Source organism: Staphylococcus sp. HMSC068G11, from assembly GCF_001815825.1.
GTDB lineage: Bacteria > Bacillota > Bacilli > Staphylococcales > Staphylococcaceae > Staphylococcus > Staphylococcus epidermidis.
On sequence record NZ_KV822100.1, the window covers coordinates 51,148 to 69,538 of the forward strand.

Consider the following 18,391-nt stretch of genomic DNA (forward strand, 5'->3'; position numbering starts at 1 on the left):
TTATTTCCTCTTTTCGTTAGTAGTATTAAAGTGTTCAAAGGCTAAAGCAGTTGCTTTTCTCCCACGTGGAGTCCTTTCCAAGAAACCTTTTTGGATTAAGAAAGGTTCATATACATCTTCTATAGTCACTCGTTCTTCACCTATTGAAACTGCAATTGTATCTAATCCAACAGGACCACCGTTGTACTGATTAATAATACAATTCATCATTTTATGGTCGATGTAATCTAAACCTTGTTGATCGACCTGCAATAATTGTAATGCTCGTTTAGTCGTTTCAATATATATCTGATCATCTTCATTTACTTGTTGGAAGTCTCTTACACGTTTTAGTAACCTATTCGCTATCCTAGGTGTACCTCTAGAGCGACGAGCTAATTCTAAAGCACTTTCCTTATCGATGTCCGTTCCAAGCACCTCTGCAGTTCGCGTGATTATTTCCTTTAAATCATTTTCATTATAGTACTCTAATCTAAGATGCACACCAAAACGATCTCTTAACGGGCCCGTCAAACTACCGGCTCTTGTCGTTGCTCCAACTAATGTAAAAGGCGGCAAATCTATTCGAATGCTTCTTGCTTCATCGCCTTTACCAATAATGATATCTAAGAAAAAGTCCTCCATAGCAGGGTACAGAACTTCTTCAACAACACTACTTAATCTATGAATTTCATCGATAAATAACACATCACCTGGCTGTAACCCAGATAATATCGCTGCTAAGTCACCTGGTCTTTCTAAAGATGGTCCTGAAATAGTACGAATATTTACATCCATCTCATTAGCAATGATATTTGATAGAGTCGTTTTACCTAGTCCTGGAGGACCAAATAACAAGACATGATCGAGAGGCTCTTGTCTAAGTTTGGCAGCCTTGATAAAGACTTCTAAATTACTTTTTATAGAGGATTGACCTATATACTGCTTTAATTGTGTTGGTCTTAGTGATAATTCCAAGTCAGTATCTTCATTATGAAATTCTTGATCGACCATTCTTTTATCCATTTGACTTCCTCCATTAAGAAACTAGTGTTTGTAGTCCTATTTTAACGGCTTCATCCACACTATTCACATTATGTTTGTTGAGTGATTTTTCTACTTTACTTAATTCTCGTTTAGAATAGCCCAGTGCTTGTAAAGCTAATAGTGCTTCAGATATAATTTGATTTTGCTCATTACCATTAACTTGAGTTTGTAATAAATCGTCACTATTTTCTTCAGTAATTGTAACCTTCCCTTTTAAATCTAACACAATTTGTCTTGCAGTTTTCTTTCCTATCCCAGGAAATTGTGTTAAATAAGCATCATTTTCATTTTCGATAGCTAATTTAACTTCATGTGGTGTACTTGAAGCAAGTATCGCCAAAGCGGATTTAGGTCCTATACCAGTCACTTTTATTAAGCTAAGAAACATTTCTTTTTCCTCTTCATTGATAAAGCCATATAGTAATTGGGCATCTTCTCGTACAATTAGTGAAGTATAAATTTGGACTTCTTTTTCAAGATATTTTTGAAAACGATACGAATTAGGCGTTTGTATTTCATAACCTATGCCACATGTCTCAACTACTACATGTGTAGGGAACAATTGAGATAATGTTCCTTTAATATATGCATACATGTCAGTACTCCTTTACATAGTCATACTTATTAAGTCTACTTTAGTTACATGATTTATCTCTCTTAATGATTCAATGACCTCGTCAATGGATAAATTAGAATTTCTCGCATTCAAAGATAATGTGATTGTCGCTTTATCTTCAATTGGAACACTTTGATGTATTGTCAAAACTGATAATTTAAGTTGCGAGATTGCATTAAGAACTTGGGCTAACATTCCAACAATATCATTTACATATAAAATCAAAGTAAATTCTCTTTGATCTAATATTTTTTCATCTACTGGAAATATTGTCTCTCTGTATTTGTAAAATGCACTTCTAGAGAGATTGAATTGTTTTACAGCATCATAAATGGACAAATTCGAATTATTTTTTAAAGCATCCTTAACTTTTAAAGTTTTGATGACAGATTCTGGTAGTACATCTTCTCTAATTAAATAAAATTTTCGATTGTCTTTATTGTCCAATTTAGACACCCCTATTCGACAAATTCAAATTCTCCACCTAAGATTCTAACAATATCACCATTGCTACAACCTCTCTCTCTTAAAGCATCATCAATACCCATTGACCGCATTTGTCTTGCAAACCTTCTTACAGCTGGATCACTATTGAAATCAGTCATTTTAAACATTCTTTCAATAGCATTGCCACTCACTACATATGCGCCGTCATCATCTCTAGAAATAGTAAATTTATCTGCTGATGGTGTGTGTTTATATAATACACGATTAACACCTAAATTCTCATCTTCTTCAACCGAGAAGTCAACATCTTTAACCTCCTCGAGCTTATCAGCAATTTGATATAATAATTGATCAATATTGTCTCTCGTAATAGTTGAAACAGGAACGACTGTCACATCATTATCTAATTGTTCCTTAAAAAGTGACAAATTCCCTTGTGAATCAGGTAAATCCATTTTATTTGCTACTATAATTTGCGGACGATCTTCTAAGCGTTGTTTATAATTTATTAATTCTTGATTTATAATTTTATAATCATCTAATGGGTCTCGACCTTCTGACCCACTCATATCAATCATATGGACTATCACTTTAGTTCGTTCAACATGTCTTAAGAATTGATGTCCAAGGCCGACACCATCAGAAGCGCCCTCAATTAATCCTGGTAAATCTGCCATAACAAAACTTCTATGATCAGGCGTTGAAACGACACCTAGATTAGGTTTTATTGTCGTAAAATGATAAGCACCTATCTTAGGTTTCGCTTTAGAAACTATTGAAAGCAATGTGGATTTACCTACACTAGGAAAACCTACTAATCCAACATCTGCTAACAATTTCAACTCTAAAGTTACTTCTAATTCTTCGCCTGGCTCACCATTTTCACTAAAATCAGGTGCAGGATTTCTAGGGGTAGCAAATCTTGAGTTACCACGCCCTCCACGTCCTCCTCTAGCGACAATAGCACGTTGGCCATCTTCAACCAAATCTGCAAGAACTTCTTCACTTTCAACACTTTTAATAATTGTACCTGGTGGTACTTTTAACACTAAGTCTTCCGCATTTTTACCATGCATGTTACTACTTTGACCATTTTCGCCTTTTTTAGCTTTAAAATGTCTTTGATATCTGAAATCTAATAAAGTTCTCAATCCTTCATCCACCTCAAATATCACAGAAGCACCTTTACCACCGTCGCCACCAGCTGGACCACCAAAAGGTACATATTTTTCTCTTCTATAAGCAGTGATGCCATTACCTCCATCACCAGCTTTTAGAGATATTTTCACTTGATCGACGAACATATATCTCACCTCTTTTACTCCGAAATTTTCATCTTATTAATTATATCACTATACATAATGATATAAAAACTATAGTCAATAAGTATTTTTACCTAAACAAAATAAAACACCAGAAGTATTCACTTCTGGTGTTTACTAGACAAAATTATTCAGCAACTGCGTATACAGAAACTTGCTTTTTGTCGCGACCTTTGCGTTCAAACTTAACAACGCCGTCGATTTTAGCGAATAATGTATCATCGCCACCACGACCTACATTTTCACCAGGGTAGATTTTAGTACCACGTTGGCGATAAAGAATAGAACCACCTGATACATATTGACCATCAGCACGTTTTGCACCTAAACGTTTAGACTCAGAGTCACGTCCGTTTTTTGTAGAACTTACCCCTTTTTTAGATGCGAAGAATTGTAAGTTTAATTTTAACATCGGGATACACCTCACTTATAATTTAATTTGATATTTTCATTATATTCTTCTTCTATCGTTTGTAAAGAAACTAACATTGCTTGAAGAATTAATTGAGCTTCTTTGTTATTCGTATCAACACTTCTTATATGAAAATATCCGCCGTCATCTTCATAGTTGATATCTGGCTTCTCTGATGTTAATCCCATTATAGCATTAACACTTCCAAATAAGACTGCTGATGCTCCTGCACAGACAATATCATGACCATATTCACCATGATTTGCATGACCATCCATGACTACATCTGTGACCTTACCTTCGTCATTAACCGTAATATCAACAGTAATCATACGATTATGCGTTGATTTTATCGATAGTTAATTTAGTATATGGTTGACGATGGCCTTTTTTACGTTTAGAGTCTTTACGACGTTTGTAAGTGAAGACAGTAATTTTTTTACCGCGTCCTTGTTTATTAACTGTCGCAGTTACTGATGCACCTTCAACTGTTGGAGCACCAACTTTAACTGAGTCGCCACCTACAAATAAAACTTTATCAAAAGTGAAAGAGTCACCTTCGTTAGCATTTAATTTTTCAACGTAGATTTCTTGACCTTCTTCTACTTTGATTTGTTTTCCACCTGTTTCAATAATAGCAAACATACTTTGCACCTCCTATATAATAAGTCACGCCATATACAGGTGACAATATGATTGTACTTCAACCTGTATGTGAGCGGTTGTATGTAGCTTGAAACTACTCAACTACTGCATCTTACCATCACTAAGCCTTACTGTCAATTGTGTTTTTTATTTTTTTAGTAAATTTAATAATGATAGGAAATAACATAATTAGTAGTAAAAAATTAATGATGAGAGTTGGAATAAGTCTTAATAATACAAACTCTATTAAATTAAATTCAATGAAACCTATTACTCCATAAATCATAGCCACATATATTTCTAAAAATACTGTGGATAATAAAATGATAAAAAATAATACAGAATAATCACGATAAAAGATCTTAAAAAATTTATCAACTATAACAACTAAAATGATATATCCAAACATATATAAACCATATATACTTCCGAAATATAAATCAGTTACTATTCCGAAGAAGAAAGCTAAAGACATAGCAACGCCAAAACCTCGGTAAACAGTCATGATAAGAATGTACATGATAGTTAAATGTGGTACAAAAATAATATCAATTTTTCCGAAATGCATGGGGATGGTAAGCCCTATAATGGTATCAATATAAAATAGAAGTATTCCTATTAGAAAGTAATAAAAAGTACGCATTAATTATCACTACCTTCATTAGGAATAGTACTAACATCACGTTTAGCAACATATACATGAGTTAAATCTGTCATATCAGCTCCAGTTTTGACCCGTACTTGTTTTGCAAGCCCGTATTGATCATTTTCGACTTTTGTTACTTCACCTATATACAAGCCACTAGGTAATTGATCTGCTAATCCACTTGTTACTACTTTATCTCCTTTTTTAACGCTATCTTTGTTATTAATATCACTTATGATCAATTCTTCGTTTTTATTGTCGTATCGATCAATTAAACCAAAAATATTCTTAGTACCGTGGTGAATATTAACAGATAATTTTCCTGCCCGAGTATGAGTGGAAATAAGGTCTACTTGTGATGAAAATTGATTAACTTTGGTTACTCTTCCCACTAATCCTTCTGATGTCATAACGGCCATATTATTTTTTATACCTGCTTTAGAGCCCTTATCTATTAATATCGTATTCATCCATTGATCTGGGTTTCTCGCAATAACTGTAGTAGAAATAGGTTCATATTTTGATAAATCTTTGATATCAAGTTCTTTTTTATATTTCTTATTTTCTGATTCTAACTCTTCATTTTTAGCTTCAAGTTGTTTGATTTTATTTTTATCCTTTTTTGAGCTTCCTTTTTCAAATAAATCACCAATAGATCCAGTAACAAATTGAATTGGATAACTAATAACTCTTTGTCCAAATGATACAGAGTCCCCTACGTATTGTTCAGGTGGAGATTGGGTCTGAGAACGTATCGATAACCCTATTAATGCAATAAAAATAATCATTGCACACAAAACGACAATGAGCTTGTTATTTCTAAAAAACTTAAGCACCCAGAACACCTCTATATGACTAAAATTAGTATCTTAATATATTTTATATTACTCATTCAGTTAAATAAAGCACTAACTTTACGAAATTGATTCTATTTTATTATTTGCTACTTTAGAACTAACATTAACTAATCTAATTAATAAAATAGATAGATTAAACGAGCTTTGGAAAACGGCACTAAATCTTGATATAACTAGACTTCAAATAATTTTTCAATATAATCATTAGCTGTCAGAACATAAAAGTGCCTGGAACAAAATTCATCGTCCCAGGCTTAACACAAAGATCAAGATTTTATTTTTATTAAAATGATAAAAATATTTATATCATTCTAAAATGAGCAATTTTACTTACTGTATTACACTTACTGATTCACTTTACTTTGATAAGCTATTCTTTATCTTTCTTATTTGAAGACTTCTCTTTCTTTTCATCCTCACTATAAAGTGTTTCTTCTTTTCTCCAGCGAGCAAAAAGATTTTGAGCTTTTGCTTGTTCATTAGCTTGTTTTTCTTTCGATTGTTCAGCCATTTTGAATCACACCAACCTTTATAAATAATCTATATAAACCCTAACGTATTTAAAACTGGTTTTCAAATGAATCATTCCTATTGTTATTGATAGGCTTCAATTGGCTTCAAATTAATAGGTTGCTTTAATTGATTTAAGTCTTCGTTCATTTCGAATTCAGTATTATAAACTCGGATATAATCATCACCAAATTTATAAATAATAAATTCATCACCTTGTTGACCAGCAAGATATTCGTCATTGAATCCCATACGTTCTAATCCTGAAACAGACATAAATTCTGCCTTATCAATCATATTAAAAACTGTCTTGATTTGACTTGCTGGAACATTATTGATGATATCATTATCTTTTAAAATGTAACTTTTATCGTTACTAGGCTGTGAATAGAGTGTATTATTTTTTTGACTCGCTTTTTGTGTGATATTTTGATGATGATTGTTCATATCATTAAGTGGGTTCCATTCTTGATTTTTGAGAAATGGTGCATGTTGAAGAGCTATATATATAATCAATATTATCGCTATTACTGCAATAATATTTTTTATAACACTAAAGATATACCTCATACGAACCCCCCTTTACAAATCAAATTTAGTATAATTTAAAATATTTTTCATTACATCAGACTATAGCCGTATAGATGATGTATCTATAGACCGATGGCAAATCTGTTAATATAATATATAATACTACATATACAATATAAGTGATTTAAGGAGGTTCAACACAATGAGCATTTTAACGATTATTTTAATTGTTTTGCTAGTCATCCTCTTATTTAAAGTTGGATTATCTATATTACGCTTTTTGATTTCAGCTGGCATTGTTTTGTTATGTATCTATTTAGGTTATCAAGGTGTATTATGGTTATTTGAGCATTTTCAAAACTTTTCAGGTTTTATTCAATAATAAATGATAAGTTAGCTATACAAATTTTTTAATTAAAATTGTTAATGTATTTAGCTAGCTTTTTTATTCATCAAAATACCCCGCTTCGACTAAACTCGTAAATTTATTATCACCAATAATAATATGATCAAGTAAATTTATACCTAATATATCTCCGCACTCTTTAAGTCTATAAGTTGTAGTAATATCCTCTTTCGAAGGTGTTACATCACCTGAAGGATGATTATGTACAACTATTATTGAATTAGAAGACTCTCTTATTGCAATATTAAATACTTCTCTTGGATGAATAATCGAACTATTCAATGTGCCTTTATATACCCAAGCTTGTTTTGTGACTATATTTTTTGAGTTAAGTAAAAGTACAACAAAATGTTCTTGCTCTAAGTCTTTCATTGTCGACATCATCAGACTAGCAACATCACTAGGATGTGTAATCTGTACTTTGTCTAAGGTGCTTGTAGAATTAATACGTTCACCTAGTTCAAATGCAGCCTGCAATATTACAGCTTTATAAAGTCCAATGCCCTTTATTTTCAGTAGATCATTTATAGACATTTTTTTTAAATCTCTAATTGTGGATTGTTGCTTCAATAATTCGTTTGCAATGTCTATACTAGAAAATCCTTTTCTACCAGTGTTTAAGAGAATTGCTAAAAGTTCAACATTAGATAGAGTTTTAGCGCCATATGTAATTAAACGCTCTCTAGGTTTTTCATGCAGAGCCATTTCATTTATTCTCAATAAAATTCTCCCCCTAAAAGAAATAAAATGTGACGATAAACTAATGAAGTTACTACGAATGATATGAATATAAATGGTATTAAAGGTAAATATTTAATATCTTTAAAAGAAAAAAATTTTAAAATTATGGCAAAAATCCCCCCAATAATAAACGTAAATACAACAATAAAAAAGAAAAAATTTAACGGAAATATAAGTCCCAATATGTTAAAAAGCAATATGTCTCCATACCCTATAAATTTAGATGCGAATAGATAAATGACATGTGAAATCAAAAATATCATTACAAAATTACCAAAATAGGTTTGGGTTAAGAAAACGGATACGATTGTGTAGACAAATAAGAGTCTTAAATCTATATGCATTGAGTGAATATCGTAAAGACACATCGTCAGTAGAAACAGGAAAGTTGTTAAAAATAATGTGAAGTGTATATTAAAATGAGTAGGATAAAAGAAGAAAATTGCACTAAACGAAACGAATTCTCCGATTAAATATAACCGTTGTAATGGTTGATTACAACAACGAGATTGTCCACGAAGTTTTAAAAAACTTATAATAGGCAGTAAATCTAAGGGTTTAATGATAGTATGACAAAAATCACAGTGAGACCTAGAATAAAGATATTGAAGTTTTAATATATTTTGATTGCAAAATTGATAAAGAAAACTAAATATAATGCTACAAGTATAGGCAAGTAATAGCATATATCACACTCCTCAATATTTATTATAAGCAGTCTTAAATAAAAGTAAATATGAGGGGAATTTTACAATTCATTCGTGAGTATGTCTTTTTTCTATACTTTAATAAACATAAATTATTAAAGAAGATTATACAAAGAAAGAGTGAAACTTACAGTTTTAACTGCAGTTGTCACTCTTTTGAATTTAATTAAAATTAATTTTTGCTTTTACCTCACTGATGAAGTATAAACTTCCAGTAATAATCAGCCCATCACCTTCGTAATTTTCAATAAAATCAACATAATCATCAATTAAATGTAAATTATCTAATTTCGATTCTTCGGCAATTTCTTCTTTAGCTAATGCTTTTGGAAACTCAAAATCTGCTATATAGAATTTTGAGGCAATATCATTTAATTTGTTAATCATACTATGAATTGGCTTTCCTTTAATGGCAGAAAATAAAATATCAATTTTATCTCTTCCATAATAATGTCTAATTGTGTCTACTAACGCATCAACACTTTCATTATTGTGAGCACCGTCAACAACCATTAATGGTTGTTCTTTTACTTGTTCTATTCTACCTGTCCAGTTCACAGATTCTATACCGTCTATCATTTTATTAAAATCTAGTTCTATAATTTGTCTTTCATTTAATTCAATGAGAGCAGTAATTGCAAGTGCTGCATTTTCCTTTTGATGTTCCCCTAACATATTAAGAATGATAGTTTCTAATTCATAATCTTTATACCGGTATGTGAACTCATCATCTTGGGAAACAACGGTAATCTCCCGATCCAATTCGATTGGTTTTGCGTTTTGTTCTAGCGCATAATCTCTCACATACTTTAAAGCATCGTCATTTTTCACCGCATAAACAATCGGTATATGTGGTTTAATTATAGCTGCCTTGTCTTTTGCGATATCTAAATAAGTTGTACCTAAGATATCTGTATGGTCAAGTCCTATACTTGTGAGTATGGATAGAACAGGTTTAAAAACATTCGTCGAATCATTTTTTATTCCTAAACCTGCTTCAATTATCACAAAATCAACAGGATTTATCTCACCAAAGTAAAGGAACATCATTGTTGTTATAATCTCAAATTCAGTAGCCCCACCTAAATCTGTTTCTATCTCTAAGGCTTCACTAACAGGTTTAACTTGTTCAACTAATTGAACAAGTTCATCATTCATAATTGGTACACCATTTAAACTGATACGTTCATTGAAACTTTCAATAAATGGTGAGGTAAATGTTCCGACTGAGTAACCGTTCTCAATTAATGCGGTTCTCAAGTATGCAACAGTTGAACCTTTACCATTTGTTCCACCCACATGAATACCTCTAATTTTATGTTGGGGATTATTTAATTGTTCTAGCATCCATTCCATACGTTTGACGCCAGGTTTGATACCAAATTTAGATCTTTCGTGTATCCAATACAAGCTGTCTAGGTAATTCATGATCATGCTCCTATGCCTTTAATTGTTCAATTCTTGATTTAACACCATTATATTTTTCTTGATAATGTTGTTGTTTTTCTTTTTCTTCATTAATTATTTTTTCTGGTGCTTTATTTACAAAATTCTCGTTGGATAACTTTTTATCTACTCTATCTAACTCGCTTTGTAATTTATCTAATTCTTTTTCAAGTCGAGCAATTTCTTTGTCCATATCAATAAGACCTTCTAATGGCAGAACTACCTTACCAGCAACTACTACAGATGTCATTGCTTTTTCTGGAATTTCAATCTCAGTATCAATAGTCAATTGACTTGGATTACAGAATTTGTGTAGGTAACTTATGTTATCCATAAGTGTTTGTTTAATCTTTTCATCTTTAGTTTGAATTAAAATCGGTATTGCTTTAGATAACGGTGTATTAACTTCAACTCTTGATTGACGGACAGACTTAATAATTTCAACTAATTGTTCCATTGTTTGTTTACTTTCATTAAAGATTAATGCTTGATCAACAGTTGGCCAGTTAGCTTTAACAATTGTTTCTCCATGGTGTGGAAGACTTTGCCAAATTGTTTCTGTCACAAAAGGCATAAATGGATGTAACATTTTCATTATTTTATCTAAAACATAACTAAGTACTGATCGCGTCGTTTGCTTTTGAGATTCGTCCTCGCCATTCATAGGTATCTTGCTCATTTCAATATACCAGTCACAGAACTCATCCCAAATGAAATTATAAAGTGCACGACCTACCTCACCAAATTCGTATTTGTCACTTAATTCGGTTACTGTAGATATCGTTTCATTTAATCTAGTCAATATCCATTGATCTGCTAATGACAAATTACCACTTAGGTCTATATCTTCGACTTTAAAATCTTCACCAATATTCATTAAACTAAAACGCGCAGCATTCCATATTTTATTAATGAAATTCCAAACTGATTCAACTTTTTCAGTAGAATATCTCAAGTCATGACCTGGTGAAGATCCTGTTGCTAAAAAGTAACGTAGACTGTCAGCGCCATACTCGTCAATAACATCCATCGGATCAACACCATTACCTAATGATTTACTCATTTTGCGTCCATCTTCAGCTCTGACTAAACCGTGGAGTAATACATCATTAAATGGTCTTCTATCAGTAAATTCTAATCCTTGGAAAATCATACGGGCTACCCAGAAGAAAATGATGTCATAACCAGTAACTAATGCATTTGTCGGATAATATCGTTTAAAATCATCAGCATTTGTGTCAGGCCATCCTAATGTTGAAAACGGCCAAAGTGCACTTGAGAACCATGTATCTAATACATCCTCATCTTGTATCCAATTCTCGATGTCTTCAGGCGCTTCTTCACCAACAAAGACTTCACCTGTGTCTTTATGATACCAAGCAGGTATTTGGTGTCCCCACCATAGTTGACGTGAAATCGTCCAATCTCTAATTTCTTCCATCCAGCGATTGAATGTATTTTCAAATCTACCTGGGAAAAAGTCAATTCTATCTTTTGTATTTTGATTATCCAAAGCTCTTTGTGCCAAAGGTTTCATTTTTACAAACCATTGTGTGGACAAATAAGGTTCTACAATTGCACCAGAACGTTCAGAATGTCCAACTGAATGTGTATGTTCTTCAATTTTTATAACAAGATCTTGTTCTTTTAAGTCTTTAACAAGCTGATTTCTACAATCAAATCTATCCATCCCTTTGTATTTATCAGCTTTTTCGTTCATCTTACCATATTCATCCATGACTATAATATTTTCTAATTGATGTCTTTGACCAATTTCAAAGTCATTAGGGTCATGTGCCGGAGTAACTTTCATCGCTCCTGAACCAAATTCAATATCAACGTATTCATCAGCTAAAATAGGTAACTCTCTTCCTACAATAGGTAATATAACTGTTTTACCAATCACATCTTTATATCTTTCGTCATTTGGATTTACAACGATAGCAGTGTCACCTAACATAGTCTCAGGACGTGTAGTAGCTATTTCTATATATCCATTCCCATCAGCATAAGGATATTTAAAATGATAAAAAGCACCTTGGACATCTTCATGAATGACTTCAATATCTGATAAAGCTGTTCTAGCTTTAGGATCCCAGTTAATAATTCTTTCGCCACGATAAATAATACCTTTATTATATAAATCAACAAATACTTTTCTTACAGCTTTACTTAAACCATCATCTAACGTAAAGCGTTCTCTACTATAATCTAACCCTAAGCCAAGTTTAGCCCATTGTTGTCTAATAAATGTTGCATATTCTTCTTTCCAATCCCATGCTTGCTGTAAAAATTTCTCTCTTCCTAAGTCGTGTCTGGATATACCTTGTTCATTAAGTTTTGCTTCAACCTTTGCTTGAGTTGCTATACCAGCATGATCCATACCAGGCAGATATAAAGTATCGTATCCTTGCATTCTTTTCATTCTAGTTATTATATCTTGTAATGTAGTATCCCATGCATGACCTAAATGTAATTTACCTGTAACATTAGGGGGCGGAATTACAATTGTATATGCCTCTTTAGATTTATCTTCAGATGGTTTAAAGTAACCATTACTTACCCATTCCTCATAACGACCCTTTTCAACTTCTCTTGGATCATATTTTGGTTTCATTTCCATATGTCTACCTCCTAAAAAATAAAAGAACATCCATCCTATAAAAAATAGGACGGATGTTCTGTTCCGTGGTACCACCTATATTCAAGAAGAAATAATTCATTCTTTTCTTCAAGCACTTAAGTCTCTGATTAACGCTCATACACGCTTCTACCTACTTGTCATCTATGTTTCAATAGAAGTTATAAAATAGGGCTACCTTCAGACTTAATCATTTACATATTCACAGCCACCATATGCTCTCTTTAAAATGATATAAACTTACTCTTCCCAAATAATATATTCTTTTACCCATTTATATTATAATGGATATTAAAATAAGTCAATGTATTGGAGATGAATTTATGAACGAATGTGCTTTTAACACAACTGATCCCACATATCTAGAGTATCATGATTATTTTTGGGGACAACCAATCTATGATAGCAAAGAATTATTTAAGCTAATGGCTCTTGAATCACAACATGCAGGTTTATCATGGTTGACAATATTAAAGAAAAAGGAATCGTATGAACAGGCATTTTACAACTTTGAACCTCAATTTATCGCACAAATGACTGAAAAGGATATTGATCATTTAATGAAATTCCCAAACATTATTCACAATCGTAAAAAATTAGAAGCAATTGTGAGCCAAGCTAAGGGATATTTAAAAATTGAAAAAGACTATGGTAGTTTTAGTAAATTTTTATGGTCCTATGTAAATCATCAACCCATAAATATGGGTTATAAAAAACCTAGAGATCGTAAAAAAGTTGATCAACGAGCTACTCAATTATCAAAAGATTTAAAAGCATATGGTTTTAAATTTTTAGGTCCAGTAACCGTGTTCTCATTTTTAGAAGCTGCTGGATTGTATGACTCACATCTTGAAGGATGTCCATTTAAACCAAATCATGGGTGAAACATAGCTAAAAGTTGGGCTATGGGTATTCAAACAATATGAGTTTTTTCACACATACTAAAAGTTTACAACGTTTAATTTATCCAAATTTCACTTTTAAATAATTACATTTGCTCGCAAATATTTTCAAAGTTTTATTTAAAAAACGTATAACTCAGGTCATTAAAATCATTTTTCATTTAATCTAATATTAATAAAATAACCAATTAGTGGCGCAATGACAAATAATATAAAAAATATTCTAAAAATGTGATAGCTTGAAATCATCGCTACATCAGCTCCAGTAGCCATAGCCACTAAAACTATTTGACTCATACCTCCTGGTGCTGCTCCTAAAAACAATTCATTGATGGATTCATTAGTAATCAAATGTATTCCTATTATCATTATAAACGTTGTGACTATGAGCATTATATTTTGAAAGGCTATTGCTATTGCAATTCTTCCCTTTAAATCACTCATTAAGTTGGCAATCTGTAATCCAATACGTATCATATAAATAAGTTGCGCTGTGGCTAACAACCAATGATCTAGTGAAAATGTTAAATGTGTTGTCATATTCCATATAATTAAAACTATTATAGGTGCTAATAATTGTTTAGTGGGGAAGTTAATTTTTGACATTCCTATATAGATGATACCCACCATTGAGAATAAGATGATTATTTGCCATATATTTAAAGTCTGAGAAAGTGCAGGTACTTCCATTGTAGGATGATTCATTTCATGATGATTATCCTGAAAAAAATACGAAATAAGTGGTACTAAAATAACAACAAATATTACACGTGATGTCTGTGTTAAACTCACAACTAATATATTTGCTTTCTTATTTTCTTCTGCCATCACTAACATTTGGCTTAGCGCACCTGGTATGACACTTAAAATTGCAGTTTCTAAATTCACTTGTGCAATTTTCTTAAAAAAGAATGCAATTATCAAAGCTAATAAAATTAGTAGGATAGTGACAAAAACGATAGTTGACCAATTTTTACTTATGTCTTTAATCACTTGTTGTGTAAATGTAGAGCCAATTTGAACTCCAAGTAATATTAAACCGATTTGACTTAACCAAAATGGCCATCGAATTTTTAATTTTAATACTTTTACACATAATAACGCCGCTAATATTGGTCCAAACATAAATGGCAAAATCACATGTAACATTTTTAATAATAGACTTAACATAATAGCAATTAATAATATGATTAAATTATTAATAAAATTCCGATTCAAAATACCACTCTACTTTCGTTAAAAGTAAGTCGAAAAAATTTTATAACTTTATTTAAATAAAAGAGTAGAACAAAATGCATCTTCAATTCCTTGTCCACCATCGAACCCCAACTTGCTTTGTCTGTTGAATTTCCTAGTGAAATTCTTTTTGTTGGGGCCCCGAACCCCAACTTGCTTTGTCTGTTGAATTTCTCAGTGAAATTTTCTGTATTGATGACATAAAATAGCTTTAAAATTTGATATAAGTGCATCTTCAATTCAGTTATAAACTACTTATAAGTTAAGAAAGTCTAGGACATTGATTTTTGCCCTAGACTCAATTAATTTAAATAATTATATTTTAAAATTATCACACAATACGACTTAATGCATTATCAAATGCTTGAATAGTTTTCTCAATATCATCTTTAGTATGTGCAGTTGATAAAAATGTTCCTTCAAATTGTGAAGGTGGTAAGAAAACACCTTCCTTAGCCATTTCTCTATACATGTTACTAAATAATTTTAAATCACTTTTATTCGCTTCATCAAAATTTGTTACAGGCCCCTCATTTAAGAAGTAACCAATCATTGAACCAGCGCGATTTACTGTGATTGGAACATTGTGCTTAGCAAATACCTCTTTTAATCCTTTTTCAAGTATATCTCCTAGAGAATTAAAATACTCATAAGATTCAGGAGTAAGTTGACTCAATGTTTCATAACCACTAGTCATTGCTAAAGGATTACCTGAAAGTGTGCCGGCTTGATAAATAGTCCCAACAGGAGCAATGTAATCCATAATTTCTTTTTTACCACCAAAAGCTCCAACGGGTAAACCTCCACCTATCACTTTTCCTAAGCAAGTTAAATCAGGTGTTACACCAAAGTATCCTTGCGCACAATTGTAACCTACACGGAAACCAGTCATCACTTCATCAAATATAAGTAATGCTCCATATTCAGTAGTAATATCTCTTAAACCTTGTAAAAATCCATTCACTGGAGGCACTACACCCATATTTCCAGCAACCGGTTCTACAATAACACCAGCAATATCATCGCCATATTTTTCGAACGCTAATTTAAGTGAATCTAAATCATTATATGGCACCGTGATAGTATTTTTAGCAATACCTTCAGGGACGCCTGGTGAATCAGGTAAACCTAGTGTTGCAACACCTGATCCTGCTTTAATCAGTAAAGAATCACTGTGTCCATGATAACACCCTTCAAATTTTATAATTTTATTACGTCCTGTATAACCCCTAGATAAACGAAGTGTGTCTAAAGTAGCTTCAGTTCCTGAGGAAACCATTCTTACTTTTTCAATTGAAGGTACACGGTCAATCACAAGTTCAGCAAGTTTATTTTCTTGAAGTGTTGAAGCGCCGAAGCTTGTACCTTTATCAACTGCTTCATGTAATTTGGATATAACTTGTTGATTTTTATGTCCAAGAATTAATGGACCCCAACTTAGCACATAATCAATGTATTCATTTCCATCAATATCATATATTTTAGATCCTTCACCATGATCCATAAAAATAGCTGGTGTGTCTACTGATTTAAATGCTCTTACGGGACTGTTAACACCACCAGGCATTAATTTCTCAGCATGTTCCATTGCTTTAATAGATTTTTCAAAACTCATCATATGACCTCCACAATTATCATCTATTTATCTAAATAACGACAGATATCTTTTGCAAAGTAAGTAATTATTAAATCAGCACCTGCACGTTTCATAGATATCATTTGTTCCATAACAATTTTCTCTTCATCTATCCAACCATTTAGCGCTGCTGCTTTTGTCATACTATATTCTCCACTAACATTGTATGCTACAACTGGCACGTTCGTATTATTTTTTACATCTCTAATAATATCTAGATAACTTAAAGATGGTTTAACTATCATCATATCACAACCTTCTTTAAGATCACTTTCCAATTCTCTTAATGCTTCTAAACGGTTTGCAGAATCCATTTGATAGGTTTTTCTATCCCCAAATGAAGGTGCTGAATCTGCAGCATCTCTGAATGGACCGAAAAAGCTTGAAGCATATTTAATACCATAACTCATGATAGGAATATTTTGATATCCCGCTTGATCAAGTCCTTCACGAATTTCAGCAACAAAACCATCCATCATATTGCTTGGAGCAATGATGTCAGCTCCAGCTTCAACTTGAGAAATAGCTGTTTTTACAAGTAATGGAAGTGATTTATCATTGTCTACATCATGCGTATGATCGTCAATAACGCCACAGTGTCCGTGATCTGTGTATTCACAAAGACAAGTATCTGCCACAATAAGTAAATCCTTATATAAATTCTTGGATATTCGTGTCGCTTCTTGAACAACTCCATTATGATCATATGCACCAGATCCGATGTCATCTTTTTCATTTGGAACACCGAAGAACATAATTGCTCTAATACCTAAATCATATGCCTCTTTAATCTCTTCATGCAATAAATTTAAACTAATTTGGTATACACCTGGCAATGATTTAATTTCACTTTTTATATCATCTTGTTCAACTACAAATATTGGATATATTAAATCTTCTTTTCTAACATGAGTTTCTCTTACTAAATCACGCATTGTCTTAGATGAACGTAATCTTCTATGTCTATCAAATTTCATTTTGTTCCCTACTTTCTATAATTTTATCAATAAGTGAATCTAATGTTTGTTTATTTGCCACTTTTACAGATGCATTGAATTTTAAAATGGTCCTAGCAGTTTGCTTACCGATAGCAAAATAATGATCAAATTCAGGCACATTGCCCTCTTTAAAATAAAATTCAACTGCAGATGAACTTGAAAAAGTCACTGCGTCTATTTGATGTTTTCTAACAAGTGCCTTAACTTGACTTATATTTTTAAAATTCGGTACTGGTCTATATAAATCTATTTTAACGATTTCATTATATTTGCTCAATTGTTGAACTAATTTTGGACGTGCTTTTTCACTTGAGGGCAATAATAAATGTTGTTCTCTAATCTTAAACTCGTCCAAAAAGCCTTCTTGCGAAAAATCACGTGGCACAAAGTCGACACTAATACCTAGTTCATTGCAATACTGAGCTGTTTTATCACCTATAACAGCTACCTTTTTAACTTTAACGTTTTTTAAATAAGGATAAAAGTATTTTACTGCGTTTTTAGACGAAAAAATAAGCCAGTCGTAGCTATGATCAAGCAATTTTTCATTAAAATGAAGTTGTTTTAGTTGGATAAAAGGCTTGTGAATAATATCAACTAAATGACTATGAACTTCATTCGTCTGCGTCATAACTATAACTGGTTTCATAAACTTGTTTCACCTCT

Annotated in this window: 21 protein-coding genes and 2 other annotated features; of the genes, 2 read left to right on the forward strand and 19 right to left on the reverse strand. The window is 32.0% G+C overall.

The features are described from left to right. From ruvB to HMPREF3058_RS10685, 11 genes are all read right to left on the reverse strand, one after another. Positions 1 to 1,005, reverse strand: coding sequence for a Holliday junction branch migration DNA helicase RuvB (gene ruvB, locus HMPREF3058_RS10635; RefSeq protein WP_002487462.1), 1,005 nt, complete (start codon positions 1,003 to 1,005; stop codon positions 1 to 3). A 13-nt stretch (positions 1,006 to 1,018) separates the two neighbouring features. Beyond that, a complete protein-coding gene (ruvA, locus tag HMPREF3058_RS10640; protein WP_002457788.1) occupies positions 1,019 to 1,621 on the reverse strand; it encodes a Holliday junction branch migration protein RuvA in 603 nt (200 codons plus the stop codon). 12 nt (positions 1,622 to 1,633) lie between these two features. Further along, positions 1,634 to 2,089: an ACT domain-containing protein gene (locus HMPREF3058_RS10645; RefSeq protein ID WP_002457789.1), complete on the reverse strand. Its 456-nt coding sequence runs from the start codon at positions 2,087 to 2,089 to the stop codon at positions 1,634 to 1,636. 11 nt (positions 2,090 to 2,100) lie between these two features. After that, positions 2,101 to 3,393: a GTPase ObgE gene (obgE, locus tag HMPREF3058_RS10650; protein WP_002446624.1), complete on the reverse strand. Its 1,293-nt coding sequence runs from the start codon at positions 3,391 to 3,393 to the stop codon at positions 2,101 to 2,103. A gap of 145 nt (positions 3,394 to 3,538) precedes the next feature. Next, positions 3,539 to 3,823 (reverse strand): 50S ribosomal protein L27, encoded by a 285-nt coding sequence (gene rpmA / locus HMPREF3058_RS10655; RefSeq protein WP_001830822.1) that lies wholly within the window; start codon positions 3,821 to 3,823, stop codon positions 3,539 to 3,541. Between the two features lie 11 nt (positions 3,824 to 3,834). Next, positions 3,835 to 4,155 carry a ribosomal-processing cysteine protease Prp gene (locus HMPREF3058_RS10660; protein ID WP_001830797.1) on the reverse strand — a complete coding sequence of 107 codons (321 nt, stop codon included), beginning with the start codon at positions 4,153 to 4,155 and terminating at the stop codon, positions 3,835 to 3,837. 4 nt (positions 4,156 to 4,159) lie between these two features. Beyond that, complete coding sequence (rplU, locus tag HMPREF3058_RS10665; RefSeq protein WP_001830820.1) at positions 4,160 to 4,468, reverse strand: 50S ribosomal protein L21; 309 nt, start codon at positions 4,466 to 4,468, stop codon at positions 4,160 to 4,162. Between the two features lie 12 nt (positions 4,469 to 4,480). Beyond that, positions 4,481 to 4,557: a sequence feature (ribosomal protein L21 leader region), on the reverse strand. Positions 4,558 to 4,589: 32 nt separating this feature from the next. Beyond that, positions 4,590 to 5,111: a rod shape-determining protein MreD gene (mreD, locus tag HMPREF3058_RS10670; protein ID WP_002446625.1), complete on the reverse strand. Its 522-nt coding sequence runs from the start codon at positions 5,109 to 5,111 to the stop codon at positions 4,590 to 4,592. After that, positions 5,111 to 5,950: a rod shape-determining protein MreC gene (mreC, locus tag HMPREF3058_RS10675; RefSeq protein WP_002475153.1), complete on the reverse strand. Its 840-nt coding sequence runs from the start codon at positions 5,948 to 5,950 to the stop codon at positions 5,111 to 5,113. Before mreC ends, mreD begins: the two co-directional genes overlap by 1 nt. Before the next feature lie 391 nt (positions 5,951 to 6,341). Then, entirely contained in the window at positions 6,342 to 6,482 is a 141-nt protein-coding gene (locus HMPREF3058_RS10680; RefSeq protein ID WP_002446627.1) for a hypothetical protein, read from the reverse strand. Between the two features lie 83 nt (positions 6,483 to 6,565). Then, positions 6,566 to 7,051 (reverse strand): DUF4930 family protein, encoded by a 486-nt coding sequence (locus tag HMPREF3058_RS10685; RefSeq protein ID WP_002446628.1) that lies wholly within the window; start codon positions 7,049 to 7,051, stop codon positions 6,566 to 6,568. 163 nt (positions 7,052 to 7,214) lie between these two features. On the opposite strand from HMPREF3058_RS10685, the gene HMPREF3058_RS10690 reads away from it, so the two are divergent. Continuing rightward, positions 7,215 to 7,394, forward strand: a complete 180-nt coding sequence (locus HMPREF3058_RS10690) for a hypothetical protein (protein ID WP_002446629.1) — start codon at positions 7,215 to 7,217, stop codon at positions 7,392 to 7,394. Between the two features lie 63 nt (positions 7,395 to 7,457). Here the strand turns inward: HMPREF3058_RS10690 and radC are convergent, their stop codons facing one another. From radC to HMPREF3058_RS10710, 4 genes are all read right to left on the reverse strand, one after another. Next, positions 7,458 to 8,138, reverse strand: a complete 681-nt coding sequence (gene radC, locus HMPREF3058_RS10695; RefSeq protein WP_002446630.1) for a RadC family protein — start codon at positions 8,136 to 8,138, stop codon at positions 7,458 to 7,460. Further along, positions 8,135 to 8,845 carry a prepilin peptidase gene (locus tag HMPREF3058_RS10700; RefSeq protein WP_002491832.1) on the reverse strand — a complete coding sequence of 237 codons (711 nt, stop codon included), beginning with the start codon at positions 8,843 to 8,845 and terminating at the stop codon, positions 8,135 to 8,137. The genes radC and HMPREF3058_RS10700 overlap by 4 nt, the downstream gene beginning before the upstream one ends. A gap of 183 nt (positions 8,846 to 9,028) precedes the next feature. Then, positions 9,029 to 10,294: a bifunctional folylpolyglutamate synthase/dihydrofolate synthase gene (locus HMPREF3058_RS10705; protein WP_002491769.1), complete on the reverse strand. Its 1,266-nt coding sequence runs from the start codon at positions 10,292 to 10,294 to the stop codon at positions 9,029 to 9,031. 10 nt (positions 10,295 to 10,304) lie between these two features. Then, positions 10,305 to 12,935, reverse strand: a complete 2,631-nt coding sequence (locus HMPREF3058_RS10710; RefSeq protein WP_002491820.1) for a valine--tRNA ligase — start codon at positions 12,933 to 12,935, stop codon at positions 10,305 to 10,307. A gap of 42 nt (positions 12,936 to 12,977) precedes the next feature. Continuing rightward, positions 12,978 to 13,219 (reverse strand) — a binding site (T-box leader). A gap of 57 nt (positions 13,220 to 13,276) precedes the next feature. Between HMPREF3058_RS10710 and HMPREF3058_RS10715 the strand changes: the two genes are divergently transcribed. Next, positions 13,277 to 13,837, forward strand: a complete 561-nt coding sequence (locus HMPREF3058_RS10715) for a DNA-3-methyladenine glycosylase I (RefSeq protein WP_002491782.1) — start codon at positions 13,277 to 13,279, stop codon at positions 13,835 to 13,837. A 168-nt stretch (positions 13,838 to 14,005) separates the two neighbouring features. On the opposite strand, the gene HMPREF3058_RS10720 is transcribed toward HMPREF3058_RS10715, so the two are convergent. The 4 genes from HMPREF3058_RS10720 to HMPREF3058_RS10740 form a co-directional block, all read right to left on the reverse strand. Then, the gene (locus tag HMPREF3058_RS10720) at positions 14,006 to 15,073 is read right to left on the reverse strand and encodes an AbrB family transcriptional regulator (RefSeq protein WP_002446635.1); all 1,068 of its coding nucleotides are present in this window, start codon (positions 15,071 to 15,073) and stop codon (positions 14,006 to 14,008) included. 349 nt (positions 15,074 to 15,422) lie between these two features. After that, a complete protein-coding gene (hemL, locus tag HMPREF3058_RS10730) occupies positions 15,423 to 16,706 on the reverse strand; it encodes a glutamate-1-semialdehyde 2,1-aminomutase (RefSeq protein WP_070731401.1) in 1,284 nt (427 codons plus the stop codon). A 23-nt stretch (positions 16,707 to 16,729) separates the two neighbouring features. Then, positions 16,730 to 17,704: a porphobilinogen synthase gene (gene hemB / locus HMPREF3058_RS10735; protein WP_002491778.1), complete on the reverse strand. Its 975-nt coding sequence runs from the start codon at positions 17,702 to 17,704 to the stop codon at positions 16,730 to 16,732. Then, a complete protein-coding gene (locus HMPREF3058_RS10740) occupies positions 17,694 to 18,374 on the reverse strand; it encodes a uroporphyrinogen-III synthase (protein WP_002491795.1) in 681 nt (226 codons plus the stop codon). The genes hemB and HMPREF3058_RS10740 overlap by 11 nt, the downstream gene beginning before the upstream one ends. Positions 18,375 to 18,391: the final 17 nt, after the last annotated feature.